This is a genomic window from Clostridium mobile, from assembly GCF_018918285.1.
GTDB classification, from domain to species: Bacteria; Bacillota; Clostridia; order Clostridiales; family Clostridiaceae; genus Clostridium_AW; species Clostridium_AW mobile.
The window spans coordinates 420,596-444,875 of record NZ_JAHLQF010000002.1 but is presented as its reverse complement, the minus strand read 5'-3'; the positions used below and the strand labels follow the sequence as shown (position 1 = coordinate 444,875).

Below are 24,280 nucleotides of genomic sequence, written 5' to 3'. Positions count from 1 at the left end.
TGTATATTATTCGTTGGACTTTAATGCATCTATCATGTTAATATTCTTTAACTTAACATGCATCATAATCATAACTATTACCGAGAACAGTATAGTTATCAAGGCGGAGAATATATAACTATTTATGAAAATATTAGGATACATCATCATAGTATCAGTTTCCGCCGTGCTAATTATAAAAGCATGTAGTATTTTTCCTAAAAATGAACCTGTAAGTACTCCTAAGAGTGTTAATATCATACTTTCCCTTAAAATATACATAGTAACTTCATTATCAAAAAATCCAAGTACTTTTATAGTGGATAATTCTCTTATACGCTCTGATACATTTATATTATTTAAATTGTATAAAACTACAAAAGCAAGACATCCTGCCGCTAATATTATTACTAACATAACTATGTTCATATTAGCAGTTGACTCTTCAATGGATTTTTCTATTTTTGATGTTAGCGTAACATTTATGACATTTTCACATTCTAAAAGCTTTGAAGAAATTTCATCAACATCATCTTTATTTTTATCAAAATTCAAAAGTTGAGTATTGTATCCAACTTTTTTATCAAATATTTTTTCATAATATGATGGTGACATATACATATGGTGCATAATATAATTTTCAACTATTTTATCTACTTTCACATCATAAGAATTATTCTCTTCATCTTTCATAGTTATTGTATCTCCAACAGATGCTCCTAAAAGTTTAGCTAGCTTCTCATTAATAATAACACCATCATCTGATATTTCATATTTTTCACCTAACACCCTATCATTTAATAGTATAAACTGATCTATCTTCTCTACATCTTGCGGTACATATAAAGTAACTGTTTGTTTATTCATATCCTCTTTACTAAATGTTACTGATTCTTGATGTATATTTAAATTATTCTCATATCCAGTTATTTGATTTAAAATATCTTCATACTCTTTATAACCTTCTTCAGTAGAATCTTCATTGAATACTACCATAGCTTCGTATTTCCATAACTTACTAAATTGCTTTTCTATAATACTTGTATTTGAGTATTTAAGTCCAAACCCCGTAACAAGTATGGCCATACAACCAGCAATCCCTAGTACTGTCATTACCATACGTTGCTTATATCTAAAAATATTTCTTAATGTGACCTTATGATTAAAATTAAGTCTTTTCCATATTAGCGTAATTTCCTCTAATAATATCTTCTTACCTAGTTTTGGAGCTTTTGCTTTCATCAGATTAGCTGGTTTACTTTTCAATTCAACCCTTATAACAAATAAAGCTGCTCCAACTGTACATAATATTGATATTACCATAGATTGAATGATATAAGATGGATAATAATGTATAATTAATTTTGGTAAACTGTATAAACTTCCATAGGCATTACTGATTATAACTGGTAGAAAACTACATCCAATTAATATTCCCAATATACACCCAGAAATACTTGCTAGTGCAGCATATATTATAAACTTCCAGGATATTTGTAAATCATCGTATCCTAAAGCTTTTAAAGTACCTATTTCTAATCGATTTTCCTCTACCATTCTTGTCATTGTTGTTAAACAAATTAATACTGCTAATAAAAAGAAAAATACTGGGAACACTGAAGCAATATTATCTAAAGCATCAATTGAATCTTTATATCCCGAATATCCTGGATTATCATTTCTATCAAAGAAGTAGTACTTATTTTTATCTAAATTCTTAAGATTTTCTTTTTCTTCCTTTTCAACTTCTTTTCTAGCATCTAATAGTTTTTGTTTATTTTTATTTATTTCTTTTTCACCATCTATTAGTTTTTGCTCTGATTCATTTAATTGTTTTATTGCTTTATCAAGTTCTTCTTCTCCTTGTATTTTGCCTTCTTCAAGTTCTTTTGCCCCTTTTAAAAGTTCAATATTCCCATTATCCAATTTCTTTTGAGCCTCTTCAAGCTGAATTCCACTGTTATTAAATATCTCTAACTGTTCCTCATATTGGGATTTACCTTGTTGATATTCAGTAACTCCTGCTACTAACAATTGTAAATTAGACATATTATCATTTACAGTTTTGGCCATAACATCTAGTGATTTATATATGTTAATAGCAATATCTAAATTTTTAGGATTTCTTTCTAGTTCATGAATTAGTCCAGCCATATCACTTAAACCTAAATTAGATATAACACTTTTCCAATACTGTATCTTTTGTGGAGGTATCTCTCCACCCTCTTTAATATTTTTAACTGTAGCCTTTATATCGCTAGAAAGTACATTGATTGAATTAAATAATTTTCTAAGGTCTTCTATTTTATATTCTAATTCACTTGTATTCTTTTCAGGATCAATTCCTTGATTTAAAAATTGCTTCTTGGCTTTATCAAGCTCACCTTTTGATTCATAAAGTTGTTTTTTTCCTTCTTCAAACTTTTCTTTTTCTTTATTAAGTTCCGCTTGACCTATTTCTAATTTCTTTCGACCTGATGAAAGATCCGCTTCACCATCTTTAATTTTTTGTTGAAATTCTATTAATGATTGGTTGTACTGCTTTTTCCCTTCTTTAATTTCTTCTTTTCCATCTTCTATTTCTCTTTGTGCTTTTAGAAGCTTTGTTTCATTATCTTCTATTTCTTTATAAGCTTTATCAAATTCTTTTTCTACTTCTGTCTTTACTTCTTCAACTCTATCTATTGTTCTATTTGAATATAAATTTTCAACATATTGGGTGTTTTTCTCCATTATATCTCTATATTCATCACTATAAGCATCGAGCCCTTGTACATTTTTAAACCTTACATAGATTTCGGTATATACATCCATTGATATATCCGAGCTATTTAATACTGCAAAGTAATCAATAGTACCTTTACCAACAGAAGTTGTACCTCTTGATTCCTTTTCAATATACATTGGACTTCTTACAATACCAACGATTTTAAATGTGGTCTTCTTAAAAGACTTCATTATGTCTTCGTCAGTATCAATTACATATTCGTCTCCAATCTTCATATTCTTATTTAATTTCAAAGCTTGTTCATCTAGGGCTATTTCTCCACTTTTTTCAGGTAACCTACCTTCCACAACAATAAAATTATTTATGTTATTTTTATTGTCATACTCCATGAATCTTACTACATTACTCATATTGGCAAGGTTTGCATTTATACTACGTGTGCCATAAAAATCTAATATTTCATCATTGTTTTTAAGTACCTCTATATCTTCATCATTTAGTCCAAGACTTGATACAATCTTACTATCCATAAGATTATAGGTACTATATAAATTATTTATGGTTTTATTCATATCGGGTCCTGCTGATTTTATACCAGAATAAAAAGCCACTCCTAAAAATATAATTGTTAATATTGAAATAAATCGTGCTTTTGATGATAAAATTTCCCTTGCTATTGATTTCTTATATGCTTTAATCTGCATCCCAAGTCCACCTCTACCATTCAATCTCTTCAACTGTAATGGGATTATTATTAATCTCAATGCTTCTAACCTTTGCGTCATTGATTCTAATAATCCTATCAGCCATTGGTGCGATTGCTGAGTTATGAGTTATGACTATAACTGTGGTGCCCATTTCTCTACAAGTATCTTGTAGGGTTTTCAAGACTTGCTTTCCTGTATTATAGTCAAGAGCACCAGTTGGCTCATCACAAAGCAATAACTTAGGATTTTTTGCAATTGCCCTTGCAATAGAAACCCTTTGTTGTTCTCCTCCTGATAATTGAGCTGGAAAATTATCCTTTCTATGTTTAAGTCCTACTAATCCAAGGGTTTTATCTACATCTAATGCATTGTTGCAAATCTGCGTAGCAAGTTCTACATTTTCTTTAGCTGTTAGATTTTGTACTAAATTATAAAATTGAAATACAAATCCCACATCGTCTCTTCTATATTTAGTAAGCTGTTTATTATTAAATTGAGATATGTCAGTGTTATCAATTACTATTTTTCCTTTATCACAACTATCCATTCCTCCAAGAATATTAAGTATAGTGGATTTTCCAGCACCACTGGGACCTAATATAACAACAAATTCTCCTTTTTCAACAGAAAATGTAACTCCGTTGTTTGCCACAACCATATTTTCTCCAATCCTATATTCTTTGTATACATTAAGAATATTTATATACGACATCTTATACCTCCATTTACTCTCCCTTTAAATTTATATACTCAGAGTTATTAAATAGACACATTGTTCACTTTATAGTACAATAAATAGTATAAGTTAATAGATACTTATAAACAATAATCACATAATTTCTTAACGTTATTAAATAGACATAAAAATTAAATCTGTTTATTAAATAGCATGTAATAAACAGATTATTTTAAGGAGAATATATATGGCAGGTATTAAAGGAAACCGTAGAGTTTTATATACTAAGAAAACCATTAGAGATAGTTTAATTAAACTACTTGAAACTAAAGAAATCCATCAGATCACTGTTACTGATATATGTAAAAATGCAGATATTAATAGAGGAACTTTTTATGCTCATTATAAAGATGCCTTTGATTTGCTTCAGTCTATGGAAGATGAACTATTTAATAAAATCCTTGATTATATTGATGAGACTCCAGTAGAAGAGTATAGCGATTCCCTATTACTTAAAGTTATTGAGTTGATTTCAGAAAATAAAGATTTATGTAAGGTCCTACTTTGCAATCAAAGGGATAATAAAATTTTAGATCGATTAATCTATGTTGCTAGTAAAACAGATATTGAACAGATATATAGTAATTCAAATGAATTTACTAAAGCTCATTTAAATTACTATATAAGATATGTTGTTGGTGGATGTATTTCAATCATTCAAGCTTGGCTGGAAAATGATTTGCCTGAATCCCCCAGTGAACTTGTTAAAATAATCAACACCGTAAATAAATTAAATATTGAATATTACAAGTAATTTTGTCCAATGACTAACTTTAAAACCTATAACTTTTATAATAAAATTTATTCTCTTTGCAGTTAGTAGTTAGTAATTTACTTATCACTTTCTATAAACATTTGAATTTGACAACTGTAGGATTCCGTATTAAAAAAATCATTAAGTAACTCCACTTCAATAAAACTTTTAATTTTAAAATTATTTTCTTTTATATAGTTAACTATTTTTCTTATACTTTCCTGCTCATTCTCTTTACTATAAGCTAAAGTTAAGTACTTTCCTTCTGGTAATATTTTAATATCTTGGTCAGCTACTATATTGTCATTGCCTTGAAATCCATTAAAAACATATCTTGGTTCTATATTCCCATCTAAACTAATGCTATATATAATTCCTCTCTCCATAGATATTTCTACATTTTTATCTTGGATGATTTTCTCTAAATTTGAATAGTAAAGTAACTCCTTTAAACTTCCAACTTCTTTACATGGTGATACAATTATATAACGTTGTCCAAAAAATTTAATAGATATTTCATGATTATTTAATATACCTTTAGAATACTCTACATTCATATTTAAGGTATCAATATTCTTGATCACTTCTTTCATTTTATTTATATTTTTTTCTGCTTCATATCTTTTTAATTGTAAAAATTCTACTAATTTATTGGTATCACGCTCTTTAAAAATTTCTTGAAGTTCTATTATACTAGTTCCTAAAGATCTGCAAGATTTTATAATATCTATATGAATAAATTGATCTATAGAATAATATCTATAACCCGTTGCCTTATCTATATATCTTGGAATAAGGATACCCATTTTGTGATAATATCTTAGAGCTTTTATTGTAATATCTTTAATTTTAGCAACTTCACCAATAGGAAATAAATTTTTCATCCTAATCACTTCCTTTATATTTTTTCTTAAATTAACCTTGACTCTCCCCTTAGAGTACATATTATTATCATTATAAGATATCTACGACAAAATATTAAGCTTAAATTTAGTCATATGAAAGGATAGTGTATAAATATGAATGAAGTAATATATAGAAACCTAGTTAAAGAGGATTATGATCTTGTTAAAGAATTAATTGGTAAAGCATTTGGCTTCGATGAATTTATCAAAGATAAAAAATTTTTAGATTTATTATCAAACATTTATTTGCAAAATTGTATTTTAGGAAGTTCATTTAGCAAAGTAGCAGAAAAAAATAATAAAGTAATCGGTATTATTTTGGGAGATGCAGAAAAGGACAAAAATCGTTTAAAGAAAGCTCACAATACGTTAAGCATTGCCTGTACTGGGATTAAGTTAATTATGACTAGTAAGGACAATAAAAACGTACTTAAAGAATTCTTAAAGCTTAAAGATACGTATAACGAGATTATACAAGGAAAAAAAGATGATTTTCAAGGCTGCATACAGTTATTTATTGTCTCTAAGGAATCTAGAGGCCTTGGGGTGGGAAAAACTCTAATCAATCATTTGTCTAATTATATGAAAAGTATGGATGTGCAATCTATATATCTATATACAGATTCTAGATGCAACTATGGATTTTATGATAGTCAAAATTTTAAACGCCTAAATGAAAAAGAAATCTATTTGGATTCACTCCAATCAAAACTTAATGTATTTCTATATGGTTATAATTTTAATTAAGGTGAAAAATAAATTAAATTATTAAAGGTAATGACTTAACACATTTAGCCATTACCTTTTTAAGTAAAAACCACATTTATTTATGGTACGATTCACCTTACCGTAAGTAATAATTCTAGATTTCCCATATACAATATAATTAATAATATTTCAATCTTAACTTTTAATTATATATTTTTATAAAAAATAACAGTTTGTTGAAAAACCCCCTGTTTAAAAACGAGGGTACTGAAAACTTAAACTTTTTCAGTACCCTCATATTTTCATTATCTTAATTAAGCCCTATTTTTTCTTTACTGGAATCCAAACTTCGCTATAGTAATTTTTATCTAAAATCCCCTTTTCATACTCACTTGGATCACTATACATTTCTATATTATAACCTGCAGCAATCTCATAATCTCTACAGTTTGGTAACCACTCTGAAAATATTTTCTTATTAGTTTCTTGAATTGATACTGAGCCTGGTCCATAACAAGGGAAAACAGCCCAAGTAAACTTAGGAATTGTTTTAACTATATATCCTTCCATACCTTCTTTCTCTTTAGAATAATCCTCTGCAATAAGGTACTCAAATTCATTACCACCCATTTCCTCATCAACGTTAATACCATACATTCCGCATATATCCTTTAACTTTCCTTGTGAAATATGCTCATTCCAGAATGAAGGTACCTCCATAAATGCTGAATCATATTTAAATTTCTTAGACGCTCCTACAACCTTAAATGCATCCTTTTCAACTATTTTATAATCCATAATATATCCACCTTCCAACGAAAATTTGATTTTAAGGGCAACAAAGGACTTTATCATTGCACCCTCTTTACGAACCGCAGATGGTGTAACTCCATGAAATCTTGTGAAAGCTTTAGTGAAGCTGTCTGGAGAATCATATCCATACTTTATTGCAATATCTATTATTTTTCCATTAGTAGATAAAACTTCACTGCCGGCAAGTGCAAGTCTTCTTCTCTTAATGTACTCACTTAAAGAATAGCCACATAACATTCCAAATCCTTTTTGAAAATAAAAAGGAGAAATATTTACCCTATCTGCAATTTCTTTCATGGATAAATCCTTGGTAATATTCTCTTCAATATAAGAAATAGCTTCTCTAATACTTTCAATCCATTCCATAATTTTCCTCACTTACAATTCGTTAATCTAATCTTACCATCATCAAAGGTTGACATCCCGACTTTTTAAGCTTTCTTTTGTCCTATAATTTTCCCATCACAATAAACTCCATATTCACCAAACATCTTTTTATATGTTATAATTCCTGCACCACTCATTTGTTCACATACATACTCTACAAAATCTATTCTTGAAGCCATGAATCATCCTTATTTTGAACACCACTTTTTACATTGTTCAATACGCTTACCATCATCACCTTGCTCTTTATCATAAGAAAATTTAGTTAACAATTCACAAGGAAAATCTTTGCAAAATCCACAATGTTCATTCTTTTTATCTTCACAACATTCTTTTACCCTACAGCTATCTCCCCAAAAAGGTTTCTCAATATTTATACATCCCTTACAACCAACTTGCACCTTATATACACATTGACTGCATAAAATACCACATCTTGATTCACACATGTCATATTCACCTCTCTTTTTTATAAGTATATAACTTATAACAAGACAGCTATATGTCATGTTCCTTATACATTTTGAGAATATTTTCTGCATTCTTTTTTAATTCTAAGCAAATCTCTTTAGGTTCAATAACCTGAACTGAATCGCCAAAACTTTTAACCCAATTTATTAAGTTATCCTTATTAGAGAAGCCCATCTTAAACATAAGTCTATTATCTTCTATATAAGTAAAACTATCTATTCCATACTCTTCAATTAATCGATACTTAACTTTTTCTTCAAATAATGCAACTAATATAATTTCATTTGAAAAAAATCTATCAAACTCTAACTTTTCCTGAGGCACATCTCTTTTATTAAAAAACTGTTGCATACATAATAAATTTGTTATTCTATTCAATTTAAATAATCTAAAATCTTCTCTTTCAATACAATATCCAAATACATACCATGAAGCCCATCTAAATACCAATAAGTAAGGTTCTATTATTTTATCAACTTCACCTTTATCATAAAAATATCTAAACGTGATTAAATGCTCTTCATTGATTGCAGTTTTTATAACTTCTATCTTCTGTGTTAAACTAATTTTATAATGTGATGAAAGATCTATTAATATATTCCCATTATTTGATATTACAGTATTTTTATTTGAAAATTTATCTGCAATTTGATTTATATATGATGAATCAGATATGCTTTCAAGACTCCTCAAACCTATCAATATTGATTGTAGCTCTTCAGATGTAAGGACTGTTTTATCTATTTTATATCCTTCAGCAATAGATATCCCTCCATTATAGCCCTGTGTTGTAATAATAGGTATTCCAGCTTTGCAAATATCTTCAATATCTCTATTTATCGTTCTTCTTGATACCTCAAATTTTTCTGCAAGAAATGGTGCCGTCACTTTATCATTTTTTAATAATATTGTAATTATACCTATTAACCTATCAATCTTCATGTTTTACACCCTTTCATCAAACACATTTAAATAAATTCACCATATTGCTTATGATACACTTCCCTTTTAATCTACTCTACAAACTCCTATATATCTAGCTACATTTTTCAAAAACTTCCCAAATAATTATAACACAAGCTAATAATACTTTTGATACCATTAGCTTGATTTTAATGTTTTACAAAATTCTTTTAAATTACTCCCACCTAAAAAACTTAATAGATACCCCAGTACATATCACAGCAAGTATACTTATAACTAAAATTGGTAGTATTGCATTATCTATGCTTAAGTTAAGTGATGCACTTTTTAAAAGCTTTATCCCCTGAGTTAAAGGTAAGATATCTGCTACTTTTTGAAGGGCTGTTGGCATAACCTCATATGGTAATGTTGCTCCTGAGAATATAAGCATAGGAAAGTATAGAATACTGGCAATAACACCTGCCATTTTAATATTTTTCGCTATTCCCCCCACCATAAATCCAATGCTGAACATTGATATCATTACTAATGTATATGCTCCTAAAAAGTTTATCCATGAACCTCTAAATTGAAAGTTGAAAAATATTTTTGCAGTTAAATAAACAAGAATTAATGAAACAATAGCATATAAGGCATAGATTACTCCTTGAACTACTAAAATCATAGATGGGCTAACTGGTGTTACTCTAAATCTTTTTAATATCTTTCTGTGACGATACTCAGATAATACTAATGGTAACCCCATGACGCCACCTGCACATATTGCAATGGTTGATACAGCTGCAAAGGATTGTTCCATGAATGTAAAATCTGCTCCAGTAAATGCGGGTTTATTGCCATAAATAACACCTAAAATAGCAGTCACCAACACTGGCATACAGATTGCAAAGATGAACATATCCATGCCTCTTAGCGATAACTTTAATTCAGTTTTTAACATTCTTCTAAATACTTTCATCATTCAATTCCTCCTCATCTGCAAACCATAAATAAGCATCCTCAAATTTTTCATATGGACTCAGTGCCACTGCTTCTTCAACTGTTCCATAGAAATCTATTACTCCATTTTTTAAAATACATATTTTATCGCACAAAACTTCAACCTCATCCATGAAATGAGATGTTAAAAAGATTGTGAGCCCTTCCTTCTTTAAGTTTAATAAGTACTTCCACATATCTCTTCTAGACTTTACATCTAGCCCTGTTGTAAGCTCGTCTAGGAATACTACCTCTGGGTTAGGAATTAACGCTAGTATAATAAATAATCGTTGCTTTTCACCTCCAGATAGTTCACTTACTAGATTTTTAACCTTATGTTGAAGGTCAAATTGCTCCAATAACTTATTGAAATCTAATGGATTTTTATAAAGAACTTCAGTTATTTCACACAACTCTTTCACTGTAATCTTATCTTGATAATTAGATTCTTGAAACTGAACTCCAACTTTCTGAAATAGCTGTTTTCTTTCTTTTTGAGGATTCATACCTAAGATAGATACCTGTCCACCATCAAAATTCTTTGTACCCAAAATGCACTCTATGGTAGTACTCTTCCCTGCGCCATTGGCCCCAAGCAATCCAAATACCTCTCCTTTCTTTACCGTTAAACTAACATCCTTCACCACTTGAACATCCCCATAAGACTTATAAAGATTATGAACTTTTATTACTTCCATGTGTTATTCCCTCCTTTTAACAAAAGAATAACACCATCACAAAGTCAGGTGTTAAAATGGAGAGTTTGTATTAAATTCGTTTTTCATAAATTCTAATTGCTTCAATATACTATTGGCATTTTTTTCTGCATCACTTAAAGAAGTAAGAAGCTTATCACATGCTGTAACAATGTCCTCATCCTCTTTTGGTTTATTGATTACCTCTCTAATATCAATTTCCTTACTTTCTGATATGGCATTAAGCATTCTTAAAATTGCTGAAAGGGAATAGTTGGCACAACGTAAGGTACGTATTATTTTCAATCTATTAATATCACTTTCAGTGTAAACTCGATATCCATTCTGCTTTCTCTTAACAGTAAGTAAACCATTCATCTCCCAATTTCTTAATGTGTCCATTGTGACTTGAAGATAGTCTGCAGTTTGCTTTCTTGTAAAAAATATATAATTATCTTTAGCATCTATCCCTAATAAAAGCTTCTTTGACAGTTCTATAGCTTCCTCTGCATTTTTTCGCTCTTGCTTTATCTGATTTATATAATCATTTGTACAGTTAATTGCTTCTTGAATCTCCCCTTTAGCAGATAACTTAACAACATTGACTATCTTTTTTCTAAGCCCATTTTGTAGAACCTCTACTTTAAAGGCAGTTCTAGCAAGTTTAAACTGCTCTATATGATAGTCAGTAAATACTCTATAACCATTTGGTAATCTATTTACCTCTGGTATTAATTCAAGCTTTTCGTACAAACGTACAGTGTTGGAATGTACCCCAACTCTTTTAGCTACTTCTGATGTTTTATATATCTTATTCATACTATTTGCACCTCCATGTTATTATCATAACACTTGTGGTAAGTCTGGTGATATAGTGGAGGGTCCCGTTAATTTACATTATTAAGTTAATTACATATTATAATATTATTTTTTTATATAATCTACAATTTTTAATATTGCTATATAACCAAATGGTATATACATAAACAATAAGGTCAAACGTTGCCAAATACCTTCATTTGCTATAACTGTATATTGGAAACTTGATTTATCTGACATAATAAATAATACAAAGAAAATTAAAGCTAAAATAAACGACACTAAACAAATAACAGTAGTTGTCCAATCCTTCATTTTAAATGATAAAATACTTAGAAGTAAAGGTACGAATAAAAGTGCCATAAATCCTAAAGCCGAACCAATTCCATGAATTTTTGAAGCAATATTTTCTATTTCTTTACTTTCATTAACACTAAAAATGCCTGATAAAATCCCTGCACCAATAGCAAAGATAGCAATAAAAACACAAAGGGTTATACTTAAATGCTTAGAATAAGAAGAATATTGCTGATATAAGTTAGCAGAACCGATTATCAAAAATATACCTAATAACACAAGCCAAATATTATAATATATTCTTACAGGACTATTGGGATTTCCTAATACACTCATAACCATTGTTTTATGATTATATCCTTTGTAGAAATTAGCCAATATATAAGGTACAACAAAGTCCCCAACAATTGCAATAATCAATAACCACCAACTGAATTGAGTATTTATAAATTTGTTCATTATATCCCCCTCTAATAAAACATAATTATTTATTTTTTCAATTATATACCACATAACTATAAATATTCAAATTTACTATTTTGATGATATACTATTCTCTTGAAAATTAACATCAACATATTTTAATTCTCTAATATATCTTTCAAAAAATATTATTGATATTATAAAGATTACTGCACCTACAAAAAAACTTATAATATTATGCTGAATACCTAAACTAGCTATTGCATTGTTTAACATATGAGCAACTATGCATAATATTAAAGATCTTGTTTTGTAATACATCATTCCCAAAAATAGTCCTATAATTGTAGCATTAATAAATTGAGGAATATTTAAGTGAATTAATCCAAATATAATGGATGAAGCAACTATAGCAGTTGTTGATTTATACTCATTTAAAAATCCTTCTAAAATAATCCCTCTCATAAATATTTCCTCAAAAATAGGTCCTATTATTACACCTGAAATAACCATCAAATAAGGATTTTTAACAAATTCTTTAAATGTCTCTTCAACAAATTGGGATACGGAAATTTTTCCTACCATTACACCAATTGAACTTTGTAACCACAAATAAAGCCCTAACATAAAAAAAGCTGTGCATAATAATAGTTTAAAATTAAATTTTTCAACATATCTTATTTTAAAATTTGCTTCATAATCTTTTCTTATTTTTTTTAATAGAAATATTACTATTATAACATTTGAAACTAACTCATCTAATACAGCTACAATTAATTCTAAAACTTTATTAGAATTAACATACATAGTTTCTGATAACATATGAAAAGGAATTTTTATAATAAAAGCAATTATAACTTTATACACTATTATCATTCCTAAAGCATCAAACACCGACAATTTAAATTTTTTCTTACTTAATTTACTTTTCATAAAACAATCACTTACTTCCCACCTATTAGCTATTTTTACTTAATTAATAATAATTATATCATATTAATGATAACATTTCCCTGTTTTTACAATAAGTGTAAAGTTATTATATAATTTTATTCCTTCGTTTTCACCTATATATAACTTTTAAAAAGAACTGAAAAAATATACTTTTTATCTTCATAATATCAACATATCTATTTCATATAATTTACCCATATTTTTTATTCCATTTAATGTAAATTTTTTTCCACTATTACTACATATTAGGGGGTATCTATGATTATTAAAAAAGAGAAAATTAAAGTGTTTGACATGACCTGTACATCTTGTGAAACCAGAGTTGAAAGAGCCATCAAAAAATTGGATGGTGTATTAGATGTGAAAGTTAGTTACAGTAACCAATCTGCTGAAGTGGTATATGACAGCGATTTATGTAATCTATTTGAAATCAAAAATGCTATAAATAGGGCAGGCTACAGCACACAAAGCTCTAACGACTATAAGTTCATGGGAATTCTTATAATGGTAGCTGCTGTGGTATTACTTGGATTAAATACTAGCGGCTTTGATATGGAATCAAAGCTTAACAATGCTTCTTATGCTGTCCTCTTTATTGTAGGAGTTTTCACTTCAATTCACTGCGTAGGTATGTGTGGTGGAATCATGCTATCTCAAAGCTTATCAAAAGAAAGTAAGAATAAATTTGAAGCTATAACACCAGCAATTTTATATAATTTAGGAAGGGTTATATCCTATACAATATTAGGTGGAATAGTTGGTGCCCTGGGTTCAGTATTTTCACTTACAATCACTACAAAAGCAATCATACAAATATTTGCTGGTGCATTCATGATCATTATGGGCTTTAATATGGCTGGATTCAGTTTTTTTAGAAAGTTTCAGCTTAAGCTACCAAAGGCTGTATGTAAAACTAAAAATAACTCTGGCTCTCCATTTATAGTTGGAATATTAAATGGACTTATGCCTTGTGGTCCCCTTCAAACTATGCAGCTTTTTGCTTTAGGTACAGGCAGCGCTGTAAAGGGAGCTTTATCTATGTTCATGTTTTCTATCGGAACAGTACCTCTTATGTTAACCTTTGGTGCATTATCAGGACTTTTAAGTAAAGGTTATACTAAAAAAATACTTAAATTTAGTGGAGTTCTTATTATAGTTCTTGGTCTAATCATGGGAAATAGAGGCTTTGTACTTGCTGGTATAGATATCAATCCTCTAAATGCACTTACCTCTCGCTCTAAAGGTTTTTTAAATAAAAACTCAAGTGACTCCTCTGGTGAAAATGTAGCTAAAGCTACTATAAAAGATGGAGTGCAAATTATAAATATGACTGTTAGCAATAAAGGCTATACTCCTAATTCCTTTTATGTTCAAAAGGGGATTCCTGTAAAGTGGATAATCAACGGTGAGCAAATTAATTCTTGTAATAATGCTATTGTTGCACAATCATTGAATATTGAAAAGAAAATAAAAAGTGGTGAAAACATCATAGAATTTACCCCTGGAGATAAGGATATAAACTTTAGTTGCTGGATGGGAATGATACCAGGTGTAATAAAGGTTGTTGATAAACTTGAGGATGTTGATACATCAGTACCTGATCCATCCCTACCAGCTCCAAGTACAGGCCCTAGCTGCTGTGCACGTCCTATAGATGAGAATTCAGACTCTGAAGTTTCCAACAGTTCAAGCATTTACGGTGATGACTTATCTATAATTCCAACAGAAGCTTTAGTAAACAAGGCTGAAGTTTTAGAAAACTATCAAAGTGCAAAGTTTAAAGGAACTGGCTATGAACTTCAACCTTTAATAGTAGTTACAGGCAATAGTACAAAAACTAAATTAACCTTTGATTTAGCTGCTTTTGATAACGCTGAAGGAGAATACCGTATTATAGATGCAACTACAGGAAATACTGCTACTTCTTTTACCGGTAAAAAGGGTGTAAATGAAATAGAATTTAATCCTAAAAAAGCTGGTGGTTATGCTATTCTAAAAGATGATGCCCTCCTAGGTATAATTGAGGTAGTTGATGATTTAAATAATACAGATATACAAAGTGTGCGAGATAAATATTTAGAATAATTATTTTATCACAAAAAAACTAGGGGTTTACACTCCTAGTTTTTTAATATATATGCAGAGACAGAAAACTGCCTCTTTACCTCATAACTCTTCTTGCTGTAATATAGTCTGACCTATCATATGATGATATTTTAACCACATCTCCTGTTCTCGGTGAATGTATGTACATTCCGTTGCCAACATATATGCCCATATGAGTAGGATTTCCTCCTTTTCCGTAGAATACTAAATCTCCCGGTTGAAGTTCCTCCCTTGAAACACCATAACCATTCTTAATTTGATCATAAGTAGTTCTTCCTAAGCTTATACCAAAATGCTTATATACATATTGAGTGAATCCTGAACAATCAAATCCAGCTGGTGTTGTACCTCCCCATGAATAAGGTGTTCCTAAAAAATTAGAAGCATATGCAACAACATTATTACCTGACATTGGTGCTGCTCCCCTTGAAGGAGTATATTTAGGGGTGGAGTTTCTTATCTGTTGAATTTGTCTTAAAGTTTCATTTAATTTGCTCTGAGATTCATCTACCACTGAAGCATATAATCCCTCTTGTCTTTCCACTTCTTTAATTAACTCATCTTGCTCGTTTTTACTTATTTTTAGCTTGTCCAACTTCTTACTATTTTCATTATTTAATGCTAATAGTTTATCATTTTGTTTATTTAACTCTTCTTTTTTATTATTTAACTGTACTTCTTTCAATTTAATGTTTTCCATAATTTTTTTATCTAATTCTATAATACTTTTTATGTTTTCTACCCTTGAGATAAAATCACTGAATCCATTTGATTCAAATAATATCTCCAAATATCCATCTGTTCCATTTATGTAAATTGCTCTCATTCTTTTAGAGAATATTTCTTTCTCATTCTTAAGCTCTTCTTCTGTCTGCTTCAATTCTTCTTCTGTAACTTTAATATTTTCCTGTACCTTGTCCATTTGTTTTTTATTCTTATCTATCTCATGCATTGTATCTTCAATTTGAACGTCTAAGTTTTCTATTTTTTGCTCTATCTCGAATCTCTTTTCTTGGGCTTTCTTTAAGTTGCTTTTGTCCGCTTCCAACTGTTCTCTTTGCGTTTGTATTTGGTCTGACGTTGGTGCTGCTAGCACTGGCTTATTTGAAACTGCTATTACTATAAACATCATCATAAAATATTTTAGCGCTCTTCTCATCCCATTCCTCCTTGTAGACCATCTATTTTATATGCTTATTTATTAAGTTTTTGAATTTTTTCCTCTCCCACCCCCACATTCCACTGACGTGTTTTTTCTAAAACTATTTAGAAAAATAAAAACATGAAAAACTGCCAATATAAAAAATACTTTTCATATAATACCAGCTCTTTATGTAGAACATATGAAGATAGAAAAGAGAGGCTCCCTCTTTTCTAAGGTCGTCTCTCCTCTTTATATTGTTATAGCTTTTTTCTCTTCCTACTGCTATTTATATTTGTCGTAGCAAACAATTTCCTCTAACATCTTTCTTGGTTTTGCATTTGGTTTTTCTGCTGGATAACCAAGGGGTGTCATTGCTACTACCCTAACACTCTCAGGTATCTCAAGAATATCTTTAACCTGATCTTCAGAAAAACCTCCAATCCAGCAGGTACCAAGTCCAAGTTCTTGAGCCTCTAAAATCATATAGGACATAGCAATAGACAAGTCAACAGTGTAGGCAGGCTGACCACAGGGCATTATAAAAGATGATTCAGTGGCGCATGCAACTATTATTACAGGTGCCTCTACAACAAACTTTCGTCCATTTACTGCAGGTAAAAGTCTTTGTTTTATTTCCTCATCCTTAACAACAATGAACTTCCACTCCTGTCTATTTTTTGCAGTTGGAGAAATCCTAGCTGCCTCTAAAACTCTACTTAGTTTTTCATACTCTATAGGTATATTTAAATAGGATCTAATACTTCTTCTTTCCCTTAAAGCTGTTAATACCTCCATTTTTCCCTCCATAACCTTACTAAGAATACATCTATATTTGAATTATATTCTTAAAGGAGTTCCTAAATTCCAAGGGGGACCTTTTTCTGACATTATTATATTCTTCACCTTTATACCAATAATATATTCTACTGTCTTTCAGGCAGAAAAACGGTTATTCTTGTACCTATTTCTTTCCTACTTAAAACGCTAAAATATCCTTTATGACTATCAATAATCCACTTAGCAATGGAAAGCCCTAGTCCTGTACCACCGTTTTTTCTAACTCTTGCAGTATCAGCTCTGAAAAAACGTTCAAACATGTGTAATACATCATTCTCATCCATGCCTATTCCATTATCTTGAATAGAAAAATACGGCTCATTTTTATTATTTTTACCTGTTCTTAGTATTATATCTTCACCTTTATCTGTATACTTTGCTGCATTTTCTATTAATATTCTAGCTGTTTGTTTAAGCAATGATATATCACCATAAACATTTATATTTTCTGAATCTATATATCTATATATATGATCTTTATCTATCATCTTAGATTCTTCTAAAACCTCTTTCATCATATCATTAAGTGAAAACTCCATAACCTTAAGTTGAGTTTTACCATTAATACCTCTAGCTAAAAACAATAGCTGCTCTACTAAGTTTTTCATATTTTCTGATTCACTTTTTATAGCTGCAATAGATTCTTCTAATACTTCCTCATCATCTTTCCCCCAACGATCCAACATATTAGCATAACCTTGAATTACAGATATAGGAGTTCTAAGCTCATGTGATGCATCTGAAACAAATCTTGCTTGTTGTCTATAAGAATCTCTCATTCTATCTAATAAGTTATTAATGGCTTCCTCTAATCCATGAAGATCGCTATCTCCAATATGAATTCTTTCATCAGATGTAGTAGGAGTAATCTTAGATATAGCCTCCTCAAGGCTTTGAAATTTTTGTTCATCAAAAGCTATATCGCTAAGCCTACTTGCAGCTTCTGCTATTTCATTAAGTGGTTTTAAAACCCTTCTATTTTTGGAAGTCCCAAATATCATTTGCCCTAATAGCATTATTGCTTCTATAATTCCAATAATAGCAATTACTCTTATAAGGAGATTTAAAAAAGTTCTAGCCTCTCTTATCATAACTTTTCCATTATCCCAAACAACTTTATATTTTGCTGTTTCTATAGGATAAAACTCAAAGGATCTTTGAGCATTTTTTACAATCTCACCATAAAAATTTATTTCACTTTCAATACACCAAACTCCAATAAATGCAGCAATTATGCATATATCAATAATAAGAAACTTTAGAAATAAATTTCTTACAAAAATAGAATTTAGTTTTATTGCAATAGACGTAACATTTTTTGTTTTATTTTTTCTACTCATCTTTAATTACGTACCCCACACCACGAACTGTAGTTATTATTTTCACATTAAAAACATCATCTATTTTTGTTCTTAAAAATCTTATATAAACATCTATAACGTTTGTTTCTCCAATATAATCATACCCACATACCTTTTCCATAAGTGTATTTCTAGTTAAGACTATATTCTTATTTTCCATTAATATTTGTAGCAAATTAAACTCTCTATTAGTAAGTTCTATCTCTGTGCCATCATACATTACTTTATGTCTCATTTTATCTAATGACAATAAGCCACATCTTATTATGTCTTCATCCTTTTTTGCTGTAACTATTCTCTTTTTAAGTGCTGTTCTTATCCTTGCAAGTAATTCTTCTATTGCAAATGGCTTAGTTATATAATCATCTGCTCCTGCATCAAGACCTGATACTTTATCCATAACTGCATCTCTTGCAGTAAGCATTATAACTGGAATATCAGAAGTTCTTCTAAGTCTTCTTAATACTTCCAGACCATTAATTTCTGGAAGCATTATATCAAGAAGAACTAAATCCACCTGGCCTTTTTCTGCAATTTCAAGACCTATTCTACCATTATTTGCTTTTACTATATCATAACCTTCATGTTTTAACTCAAGCTCAATAAATCTTGATAATTTTTCTTCATCTTCAACTATTAAAATCTTAACCATTCTTATTCACCTTTTTTAATTTTTCTTTTACAATTTCTACACCCTCTGAAATATCACTTAATACCTTATTAGCCTTATCTGTATTAACCCTCTTTGAATATACATAAAACTTTATATCAAAGAATAATCCAACGACAATTAAAGGTATAATAATCCAGAACATAAAAAATGAAAGTATAACAACTACTGTAAGTGGAATATTAAAAAGTATTCTGTCTTCCTTTTTTATTTCTAGAAAAATATTATTACCTGTATCTATATACTTACATATAGATTCAAAAATTCCTTGAAAACTATTGTTAGTTTCGTATTTGTTTTCTTCATTCTTCCAGCTTTCCTCGATTTTTTCACTATACCTTACTTCATTAGTATAAAAGATACTAACAGAAGGTTTTTCCACCCTTCCATTCTCTTCTAAATATAATAAAGCATCTAAAATATTCCAGTTACTATTCTCTAAAGCTACTTTAGCTTCTTCATAACTTATATTTGTTTTTTCCCTCAATTTATCTACTAACTTAAGCTTCTCCATAAATAGACCTCCGTACCTATGGCATAGATAAAATCACTTATTATAATTCTAACCTTGATTATTAAATTATATCATTTTATCATGACTTTTATCATGACTTTATATAACTTTAAAAATAAAGAGATCTTGAATATTTTCAAAATCTCTTTACTATACTATATATTATTTTTCATAGCCTTCCTTAAAATCTTTTTTAATAGTATCTGCTGATTCTGATACTTTTTCAAAGACATTATTTACCCCATTATAATTGTTATGAGAACCAGATAATGAATATTTATATCCACAGAATAATCCTATTACTAATAATGCTATAGTTGGTACAGATAAGAATATTAATAAAAGTATTGATATTGTTAATGATACCCTTATTGGCTTTTCATTTTCTTTTTTAATCTCGAAAAAATTCTCACTTCCCTTTTTTATAAACATACCTATAAATTTAAATATTTTACCAATAATTTCTCCAATTCCACCATATCTTTCTTCATGCTTTTTACTATCTTCCTTTTTATCTTGCTCTTCTTCTTTAACTTCAACTATTGTAGTAACTTCATTATTTTCTACTTTTCCGCTTCTCTCTAAATATATAATAGAATCTACAACATCCCAATTGCATTTTTCTAATGCATCTATTGCTTCTTCACGAGTTACATTAGCCTTTGCAATTATAATTTCAATCATTTCATTTCTTTCCATTAGATTTACCTCCATGTATTTTTTAATCATTCATCATGGTTATATAATACTTTTAGAAGATTAATCTAAAATATAAGAAAGATTAAAATTAGATTAAAATTTAATATTTCTAGTAAGATTCCTTTTATTTATTTTACATCAGCATCTGTTAAAATCAACTTACTATTTAAATACTCAGTTTTTCTGTATTTAATAGGATTTATCTAGGTCTTCCCTACCTATTAATGTAAGATACGTCATTTTATATATTTAAAGTAGTTTAAACATAAAAAACGACAGAGTTTTTATGTCTGTCGTTTGGGGTTGGTTATAAATTTATTTTGTTGGAGTTAGAGTTTATTCACTTTGAATAATGGCAATATTAATGGATTTTTATTTATGTACCTAGCAATGTTTACATTTTTATTTCTCTAAACCAATATAGATAAAGCTAATTTTTAAATTATGATAAAATCTGCATCTATTAATGACCCTGTTGGAAATACATAACTTAAACCTCAATGCCTTTCAATAATGTTTATAATATCGTGAACCGACAAACTAATTTATTTATTTGGTCGTAAAATAATTATTAGAGTATTCTAGAATCACTAACATTACTATGTATTTTTATAAAAAATTATCCACAAAACTATTCAAAGAAATGCAATTTACATATCTAAATAATTGTCTCTTTGTTTACATTTAAACTTGTTTTTATTATCATGTTAAATATATTTTAATCAAGTTCTTTTCTTATATGACTATTTATTTCGTTCTGAAATAATACTTTTGAAAAAGCCTCGGCATATGCAATTGCTCTATCATAAGACATAGAACTTATAGAACATGGTATTTCGTAGCCTTTTTTATATCCTTTAAATCCTATTTTATTCTTCTTAAGCCATCTTGAAAAACCACTTTTCCCATCTACTACCACGTATGCATTGCCACATAAGCCTTCAATCATTGGCTCCTTAATTCCATCAATATATACTGGATCGGGAATACATGAATTATACTTTTCAATTCCTTTCTTATTAGCTAATTCATATAATTCTTTATAATAAATATCTTTATTTATATATTTATTCCTAATATATAATACTTCTAATGATTGATCATCTAATTGATCTTTTCTATCTGCAATATATGCTGATGTTAGTGATACTGATGAGTCATTTGAGTTTTTCCTTGATATCCATGCAGTACGTACTGTTTTAATATTGTTATTTAAACCACTGACTTGTATATCTATATGATATTGTACTCCATATTCTGTAGTTCTAACCTTTCTTACCTCTCCGCTCAATAATCCTTCTAATATTTGCGAAGATAAATATTTCCAATCATCAGCTGTAATACTTAATAAATTTTCAAATAATTTTGCCTTATGTCTCCCAGTAGGATGTTTTTTGTTTAAACTATAATCAACTAATTTACTCTTAGGTATAATTACATTTCTAAAGCTAAAACTTTTATTAACATTATAAGTGAAATCAATATTTACTTCTTTTTTCATAAAGAACTGTTCAAATAGTTTTTTAACAATTTCATCACTATGATTTCCATTTATTTGTTTGCATAGTGAGTTAAATGACTTACCTCTTTCTGAAATCACTTCATTTTTAATTTTGGGTGCTACACTGTTATATTCCCATGAATCAATTGCTTTTGTTGCAAACTCTGTATTATGAACCCAAAACGGATATGAAGCTTCTGGATCTCCTTCGTTATTTCGATAATAAACCAAATTTTTTTTAATGAAAAAATTATCATATAAATCTTCAATAAATAACTGTAGATGCAATGGATGACCCAAGTCACATTTTGCAATTCCCATATAAGTATCTAGTTTTTTAAGTAATCTATCAATGAATTTTACACATTGTTCACTCAAGTTGGTCATTGATATAATATACATATTTTCGTTAGCAAAGGATATTGGATGAAATTCTTCATTAAAAGTATTATACTGGCTACATAAGGAATCATATAGTTCCCATGATAGCAAAGATAGTAAATTATGATTAAGTGAATATGTGCATTGAAAAATTTTATTTTCCATATTTATTTGAGAAATTGGAGATGCTAAACGATGTAATAACAAATTTCCGTGAAATATCCTTATTTCTATTTGACTTTTAGTTGAATATTTATATAATACTTTTGATATTTCATTCCAATGTTCATGTGTTCTTTTTATCGGCAATTTAAATATTGCCACAAACACGTTTGCATGTTCGCTCATATTATTTCCTCCATTGTTTTGTTTCTAATGTCATTATTATATTTAAATTTCTATATTAATCTACTTGAGTTAGTAAGTATTCGTAATACTAGATACCTGTTTCCTTTCATTTCTCTAATTTTAAACATTTTAAAATCCTCATATAATAACTAGATTTTATATTTTAAAATTAAATTTAATATCGTAATCATATTTTTTAAATAAATTTTCAGAAAAATTGATGCAAATGATAAATAAGTGTTATTGACTTAAATTATATTTCTAAGTTATAATTAAATTACGGCTATGGCTCAGGGTTTAGAGCGCCTATTATTAAAATAGTATGGTATATAACTTAAATACTTATTATTTTATTAATAGGAGATTGCAGGTTAGAGTCCTGCTAGCCTTAGGGAATTAGATTAGTTCCTTAAGGCTAGTAGGATTTTTTCATTTAAATAAATCAGGTTTAATTGACTCAATTTCTAATTCAACAGTTCGATCCAATTTAGCATATTTTAGGGTTTTACATTTTAAAATACTTTCTATATCTATATTTTTTGCTCCTAAGAAATTAGCTCTTTCAAAATTTGAGTTGTCATATTTAACTCCTTTTAAATTTGCATTTTTAAAAAAAGCATTTTTAAAATTAGAATTAACTAGTTCTGAATTCATAAAATCGCATCCTGTAAAATCTACGCCTTGAAAATCTGATTCATAACACTTTATATTCCTAAGTCTGCCATTAATTATTCGAGCCCCTTCACACTTAGCTCGTTTGAAACTTACTCCTTTAAAGTCAGATCCATCAAGTATAGAATTTCTTAAATTTGTTTCTTCAAAATTTGCTCCCATTACCGGAGAGTCTATTAAATTTACGTCTTTTAAGTAGGCACCTTTCAAGAAACATCTTGTTAGATTTATTCTATTATATCCTTTTTCATTTAACCGTTTTATATTAGCTATTAATTTACTAGTAGCTTCTTTTTCAAACCAAAATCTTACATCATCAATATTATCATGGTAACTTTGTACTTTTCTTTTTTCCTCTAACTTATTTGTAAAATGATAAATTATTATACCTAAAAATAGAAAATCAATAAGTGAGCTATGCATACTTACAATTAAATCTTCCCAAAATGAATCTTTACCATATAAACTTATGTTAAATAGAATTGGTACTTTATCAAAAATTAAAGTAACTATAACTGTTATTATTAAATAAAATATTAAACCCAATATCATTATTCTTATATCATTTATTTTTTTATCTTTAGATTCTTTTTCCATCTTGTATTACCTCTCTTATATTCTCGAATAAATTAATTTTAAATCCTTATTGCGAGATATTCTAAAGTATACAATTAATCCTAACTACTTATTAATATCTACGGCATATTCTTACGAGATAAAATCACATGTTTATTTTTTCAGAAAAACTATGTTTATTTTAATATGTATT

At 28.7% G+C, this 24,280-nt stretch carries 22 protein-coding genes and 1 pseudogene; 3 read left to right on the top strand and 20 right to left on the bottom strand.

Annotation, left to right across the window (positions count from 1 at the left end; genetic code table 11):
- Positions 1-6: 6 nt before the first annotated feature.
- The gene (locus KQI86_RS08125; RefSeq protein WP_216439529.1) at positions 7-3,405 is read right to left on the bottom strand and encodes an FtsX-like permease family protein; all 3,399 of its coding nucleotides are present in this window, start codon (positions 3,403-3,405) and stop codon (positions 7-9) included.
- Positions 3,406-3,424: 19 nt separating this feature from the next.
- Positions 3,425-4,126 (bottom strand): ABC transporter ATP-binding protein, encoded by a 702-nt coding sequence (locus KQI86_RS08120; RefSeq protein ID WP_216438776.1) that lies wholly within the window; start codon positions 4,124-4,126, stop codon positions 3,425-3,427.
- 211 nt (positions 4,127-4,337) lie between these two features.
- Here KQI86_RS08120 and KQI86_RS08115 point away from each other — a divergent pair, with 211 nt between their 5' ends.
- Positions 4,338-4,904 (top strand): TetR/AcrR family transcriptional regulator, encoded by a 567-nt coding sequence (locus KQI86_RS08115; protein ID WP_216438775.1) that lies wholly within the window; start codon positions 4,338-4,340, stop codon positions 4,902-4,904.
- A 77-nt stretch (positions 4,905-4,981) separates the two neighbouring features.
- On the opposite strand, the gene KQI86_RS08110 is transcribed toward KQI86_RS08115, so the two are convergent.
- Positions 4,982-5,788 (bottom strand): MerR family transcriptional regulator, encoded by an 807-nt coding sequence (locus KQI86_RS08110; protein ID WP_216438774.1) that lies wholly within the window; start codon positions 5,786-5,788, stop codon positions 4,982-4,984.
- A gap of 135 nt (positions 5,789-5,923) precedes the next feature.
- Here KQI86_RS08110 and KQI86_RS08105 point away from each other — a divergent pair, with 135 nt between their 5' ends.
- Positions 5,924-6,556, top strand: a complete 633-nt coding sequence (locus KQI86_RS08105; protein ID WP_246582720.1) for a GNAT family N-acetyltransferase — start codon at positions 5,924-5,926, stop codon at positions 6,554-6,556.
- 282 nt (positions 6,557-6,838) lie between these two features.
- On the opposite strand, the gene KQI86_RS08100 is transcribed toward KQI86_RS08105, so the two are convergent.
- From KQI86_RS08100 to KQI86_RS08060, 9 genes and pseudogenes are all read right to left on the bottom strand, one after another.
- On the bottom strand, positions 6,839-7,696 hold the full coding sequence (locus KQI86_RS08100; protein WP_216438773.1) for an AraC family transcriptional regulator: 858 nt from the start codon (positions 7,694-7,696) through the stop codon (positions 6,839-6,841).
- 80 nt (positions 7,697-7,776) lie between these two features.
- Positions 7,777-7,896, bottom strand: a pseudogene (locus KQI86_RS08095) (TfoX/Sxy family protein); the annotation flags it as partial.
- Between the two features lie 9 nt (positions 7,897-7,905).
- Positions 7,906-8,166 (bottom strand): DUF3795 domain-containing protein, encoded by a 261-nt coding sequence (locus KQI86_RS08090; RefSeq protein WP_216438772.1) that lies wholly within the window; start codon positions 8,164-8,166, stop codon positions 7,906-7,908.
- A gap of 49 nt (positions 8,167-8,215) precedes the next feature.
- Entirely contained in the window at positions 8,216-9,130 is a 915-nt protein-coding gene (locus KQI86_RS08085) for a helix-turn-helix transcriptional regulator (RefSeq protein WP_216438771.1), read from the bottom strand.
- A 196-nt stretch (positions 9,131-9,326) separates the two neighbouring features.
- Positions 9,327-10,070, bottom strand: coding sequence for an ABC transporter permease (locus tag KQI86_RS08080; protein WP_216439527.1), 744 nt, complete (start codon positions 10,068-10,070; stop codon positions 9,327-9,329).
- Positions 10,057-10,788, bottom strand: a complete 732-nt coding sequence (locus KQI86_RS08075; protein ID WP_216438770.1) for an ABC transporter ATP-binding protein — start codon at positions 10,786-10,788, stop codon at positions 10,057-10,059. The genes KQI86_RS08080 and KQI86_RS08075 overlap by 14 nt, the downstream gene beginning before the upstream one ends.
- Before the next feature lie 51 nt (positions 10,789-10,839).
- Complete coding sequence (locus KQI86_RS08070) at positions 10,840-11,604, bottom strand: MerR family transcriptional regulator (RefSeq protein ID WP_216438769.1); 765 nt, start codon at positions 11,602-11,604, stop codon at positions 10,840-10,842.
- Positions 11,605-11,709: 105 nt separating this feature from the next.
- Positions 11,710-12,360, bottom strand: a complete 651-nt coding sequence (locus tag KQI86_RS08065) for a DUF998 domain-containing protein (RefSeq protein ID WP_216438768.1) — start codon at positions 12,358-12,360, stop codon at positions 11,710-11,712.
- 75 nt (positions 12,361-12,435) lie between these two features.
- Positions 12,436-13,257 (bottom strand): CPBP family intramembrane glutamic endopeptidase, encoded by an 822-nt coding sequence (locus tag KQI86_RS08060; RefSeq protein ID WP_216438767.1) that lies wholly within the window; start codon positions 13,255-13,257, stop codon positions 12,436-12,438.
- A gap of 279 nt (positions 13,258-13,536) precedes the next feature.
- Between KQI86_RS08060 and KQI86_RS08055 the strand changes: the two genes are divergently transcribed.
- A complete protein-coding gene (locus KQI86_RS08055) occupies positions 13,537-15,363 on the top strand; it encodes an urease accessory protein UreH domain-containing protein (RefSeq protein WP_216438766.1) in 1,827 nt (608 codons plus the stop codon).
- Positions 15,364-15,439: 76 nt separating this feature from the next.
- Here the strand turns inward: KQI86_RS08055 and KQI86_RS08050 are convergent, their stop codons facing one another.
- The 8 genes from KQI86_RS08050 to KQI86_RS08015 form a co-directional block, all read right to left on the bottom strand.
- On the bottom strand, positions 15,440-16,543 hold the full coding sequence (locus KQI86_RS08050) for a C40 family peptidase (protein WP_216438765.1): 1,104 nt from the start codon (positions 16,541-16,543) through the stop codon (positions 15,440-15,442).
- A 267-nt stretch (positions 16,544-16,810) separates the two neighbouring features.
- A complete protein-coding gene (locus tag KQI86_RS08045) occupies positions 16,811-17,323 on the bottom strand; it encodes a nitroreductase family protein (protein ID WP_216438764.1) in 513 nt (170 codons plus the stop codon).
- Positions 17,324-17,451: 128 nt separating this feature from the next.
- The gene (locus KQI86_RS08040) at positions 17,452-18,705 is read right to left on the bottom strand and encodes a sensor histidine kinase (protein WP_216438763.1); all 1,254 of its coding nucleotides are present in this window, start codon (positions 18,703-18,705) and stop codon (positions 17,452-17,454) included.
- Positions 18,698-19,378: a response regulator transcription factor gene (locus tag KQI86_RS08035; protein ID WP_216438762.1), complete on the bottom strand. Its 681-nt coding sequence runs from the start codon at positions 19,376-19,378 to the stop codon at positions 18,698-18,700. Before KQI86_RS08035 ends, KQI86_RS08040 begins: the two co-directional genes overlap by 8 nt.
- Positions 19,371-19,910, bottom strand: a complete 540-nt coding sequence (locus KQI86_RS08030) for a DUF4342 domain-containing protein (RefSeq protein WP_216438761.1) — start codon at positions 19,908-19,910, stop codon at positions 19,371-19,373. Before KQI86_RS08030 ends, KQI86_RS08035 begins: the two co-directional genes overlap by 8 nt.
- A gap of 162 nt (positions 19,911-20,072) precedes the next feature.
- Entirely contained in the window at positions 20,073-20,609 is a 537-nt protein-coding gene (locus KQI86_RS08025) for a UBA domain-containing protein (RefSeq protein WP_216438760.1), read from the bottom strand.
- Between the two features lie 718 nt (positions 20,610-21,327).
- Positions 21,328-22,839: a DUF6883 domain-containing protein gene (locus KQI86_RS08020; RefSeq protein ID WP_216438759.1), complete on the bottom strand. Its 1,512-nt coding sequence runs from the start codon at positions 22,837-22,839 to the stop codon at positions 21,328-21,330.
- 429 nt (positions 22,840-23,268) lie between these two features.
- Positions 23,269-24,108: a pentapeptide repeat-containing protein gene (locus KQI86_RS08015; RefSeq protein ID WP_216438758.1), complete on the bottom strand. Its 840-nt coding sequence runs from the start codon at positions 24,106-24,108 to the stop codon at positions 23,269-23,271.
- Between the last annotated feature and the right edge of the window lie 172 nt (positions 24,109-24,280).

Excerpts from the sequence above, each read along its gene's own strand:
- KQI86_RS08120 (WP_216438776.1), bottom strand. The coding sequence starts at position 4,126 with ATGTCGTATATAAATATTCTTAATGTATACAAAGAATATAGGATTGGA.
- KQI86_RS08115 (WP_216438775.1), top strand. The coding sequence starts at position 4,338 with ATGGCAGGTATTAAAGGAAACCGTAGAGTTTTATATACTAAGAAAACC.
- KQI86_RS08110 (WP_216438774.1), bottom strand. The coding sequence starts at position 5,788 with ATGAAAAATTTATTTCCTATTGGTGAAGTTGCTAAAATTAAAGATATT.
- KQI86_RS08105 (WP_246582720.1), top strand. The coding sequence starts at position 5,924 with ATGAATGAAGTAATATATAGAAACCTAGTTAAAGAGGATTATGATCTT.
- KQI86_RS08100 (WP_216438773.1), bottom strand. The coding sequence starts at position 7,696 with ATGGAATGGATTGAAAGTATTAGAGAAGCTATTTCTTATATTGAAGAG.
- KQI86_RS08090 (WP_216438772.1), bottom strand. The coding sequence starts at position 8,166 with ATGTGTGAATCAAGATGTGGTATTTTATGCAGTCAATGTGTATATAAG.
- KQI86_RS08085 (WP_216438771.1), bottom strand. The coding sequence starts at position 9,130 with ATGAAGATTGATAGGTTAATAGGTATAATTACAATATTATTAAAAAAT.
- KQI86_RS08080 (WP_216439527.1), bottom strand. The coding sequence starts at position 10,070 with ATGAAAGTATTTAGAAGAATGTTAAAAACTGAATTAAAGTTATCGCTA.
- KQI86_RS08075 (WP_216438770.1), bottom strand. The coding sequence starts at position 10,788 with ATGGAAGTAATAAAAGTTCATAATCTTTATAAGTCTTATGGGGATGTT.
- KQI86_RS08070 (WP_216438769.1), bottom strand. The coding sequence starts at position 11,604 with ATGAATAAGATATATAAAACATCAGAAGTAGCTAAAAGAGTTGGGGTA.
- KQI86_RS08065 (WP_216438768.1), bottom strand. The coding sequence starts at position 12,360 with ATGAACAAATTTATAAATACTCAATTCAGTTGGTGGTTATTGATTATT.
- KQI86_RS08060 (WP_216438767.1), bottom strand. The coding sequence starts at position 13,257 with ATGAAAAGTAAATTAAGTAAGAAAAAATTTAAATTGTCGGTGTTTGAT.
- KQI86_RS08055 (WP_216438766.1), top strand. The coding sequence starts at position 13,537 with ATGATTATTAAAAAAGAGAAAATTAAAGTGTTTGACATGACCTGTACA.
- KQI86_RS08050 (WP_216438765.1), bottom strand. The coding sequence starts at position 16,543 with ATGAGAAGAGCGCTAAAATATTTTATGATGATGTTTATAGTAATAGCA.
- KQI86_RS08045 (WP_216438764.1), bottom strand. The coding sequence starts at position 17,323 with ATGGAGGTATTAACAGCTTTAAGGGAAAGAAGAAGTATTAGATCCTAT.
- KQI86_RS08040 (WP_216438763.1), bottom strand. The coding sequence starts at position 18,705 with ATGAGTAGAAAAAATAAAACAAAAAATGTTACGTCTATTGCAATAAAA.
- KQI86_RS08035 (WP_216438762.1), bottom strand. The coding sequence starts at position 19,378 with ATGGTTAAGATTTTAATAGTTGAAGATGAAGAAAAATTATCAAGATTT.
- KQI86_RS08030 (WP_216438761.1), bottom strand. The coding sequence starts at position 19,910 with ATGGAGAAGCTTAAGTTAGTAGATAAATTGAGGGAAAAAACAAATATA.
- KQI86_RS08025 (WP_216438760.1), bottom strand. The coding sequence starts at position 20,609 with ATGGAAAGAAATGAAATGATTGAAATTATAATTGCAAAGGCTAATGTA.
- KQI86_RS08020 (WP_216438759.1), bottom strand. The coding sequence starts at position 22,839 with ATGAGCGAACATGCAAACGTGTTTGTGGCAATATTTAAATTGCCGATA.
- KQI86_RS08015 (WP_216438758.1), bottom strand. The coding sequence starts at position 24,108 with ATGGAAAAAGAATCTAAAGATAAAAAAATAAATGATATAAGAATAATG.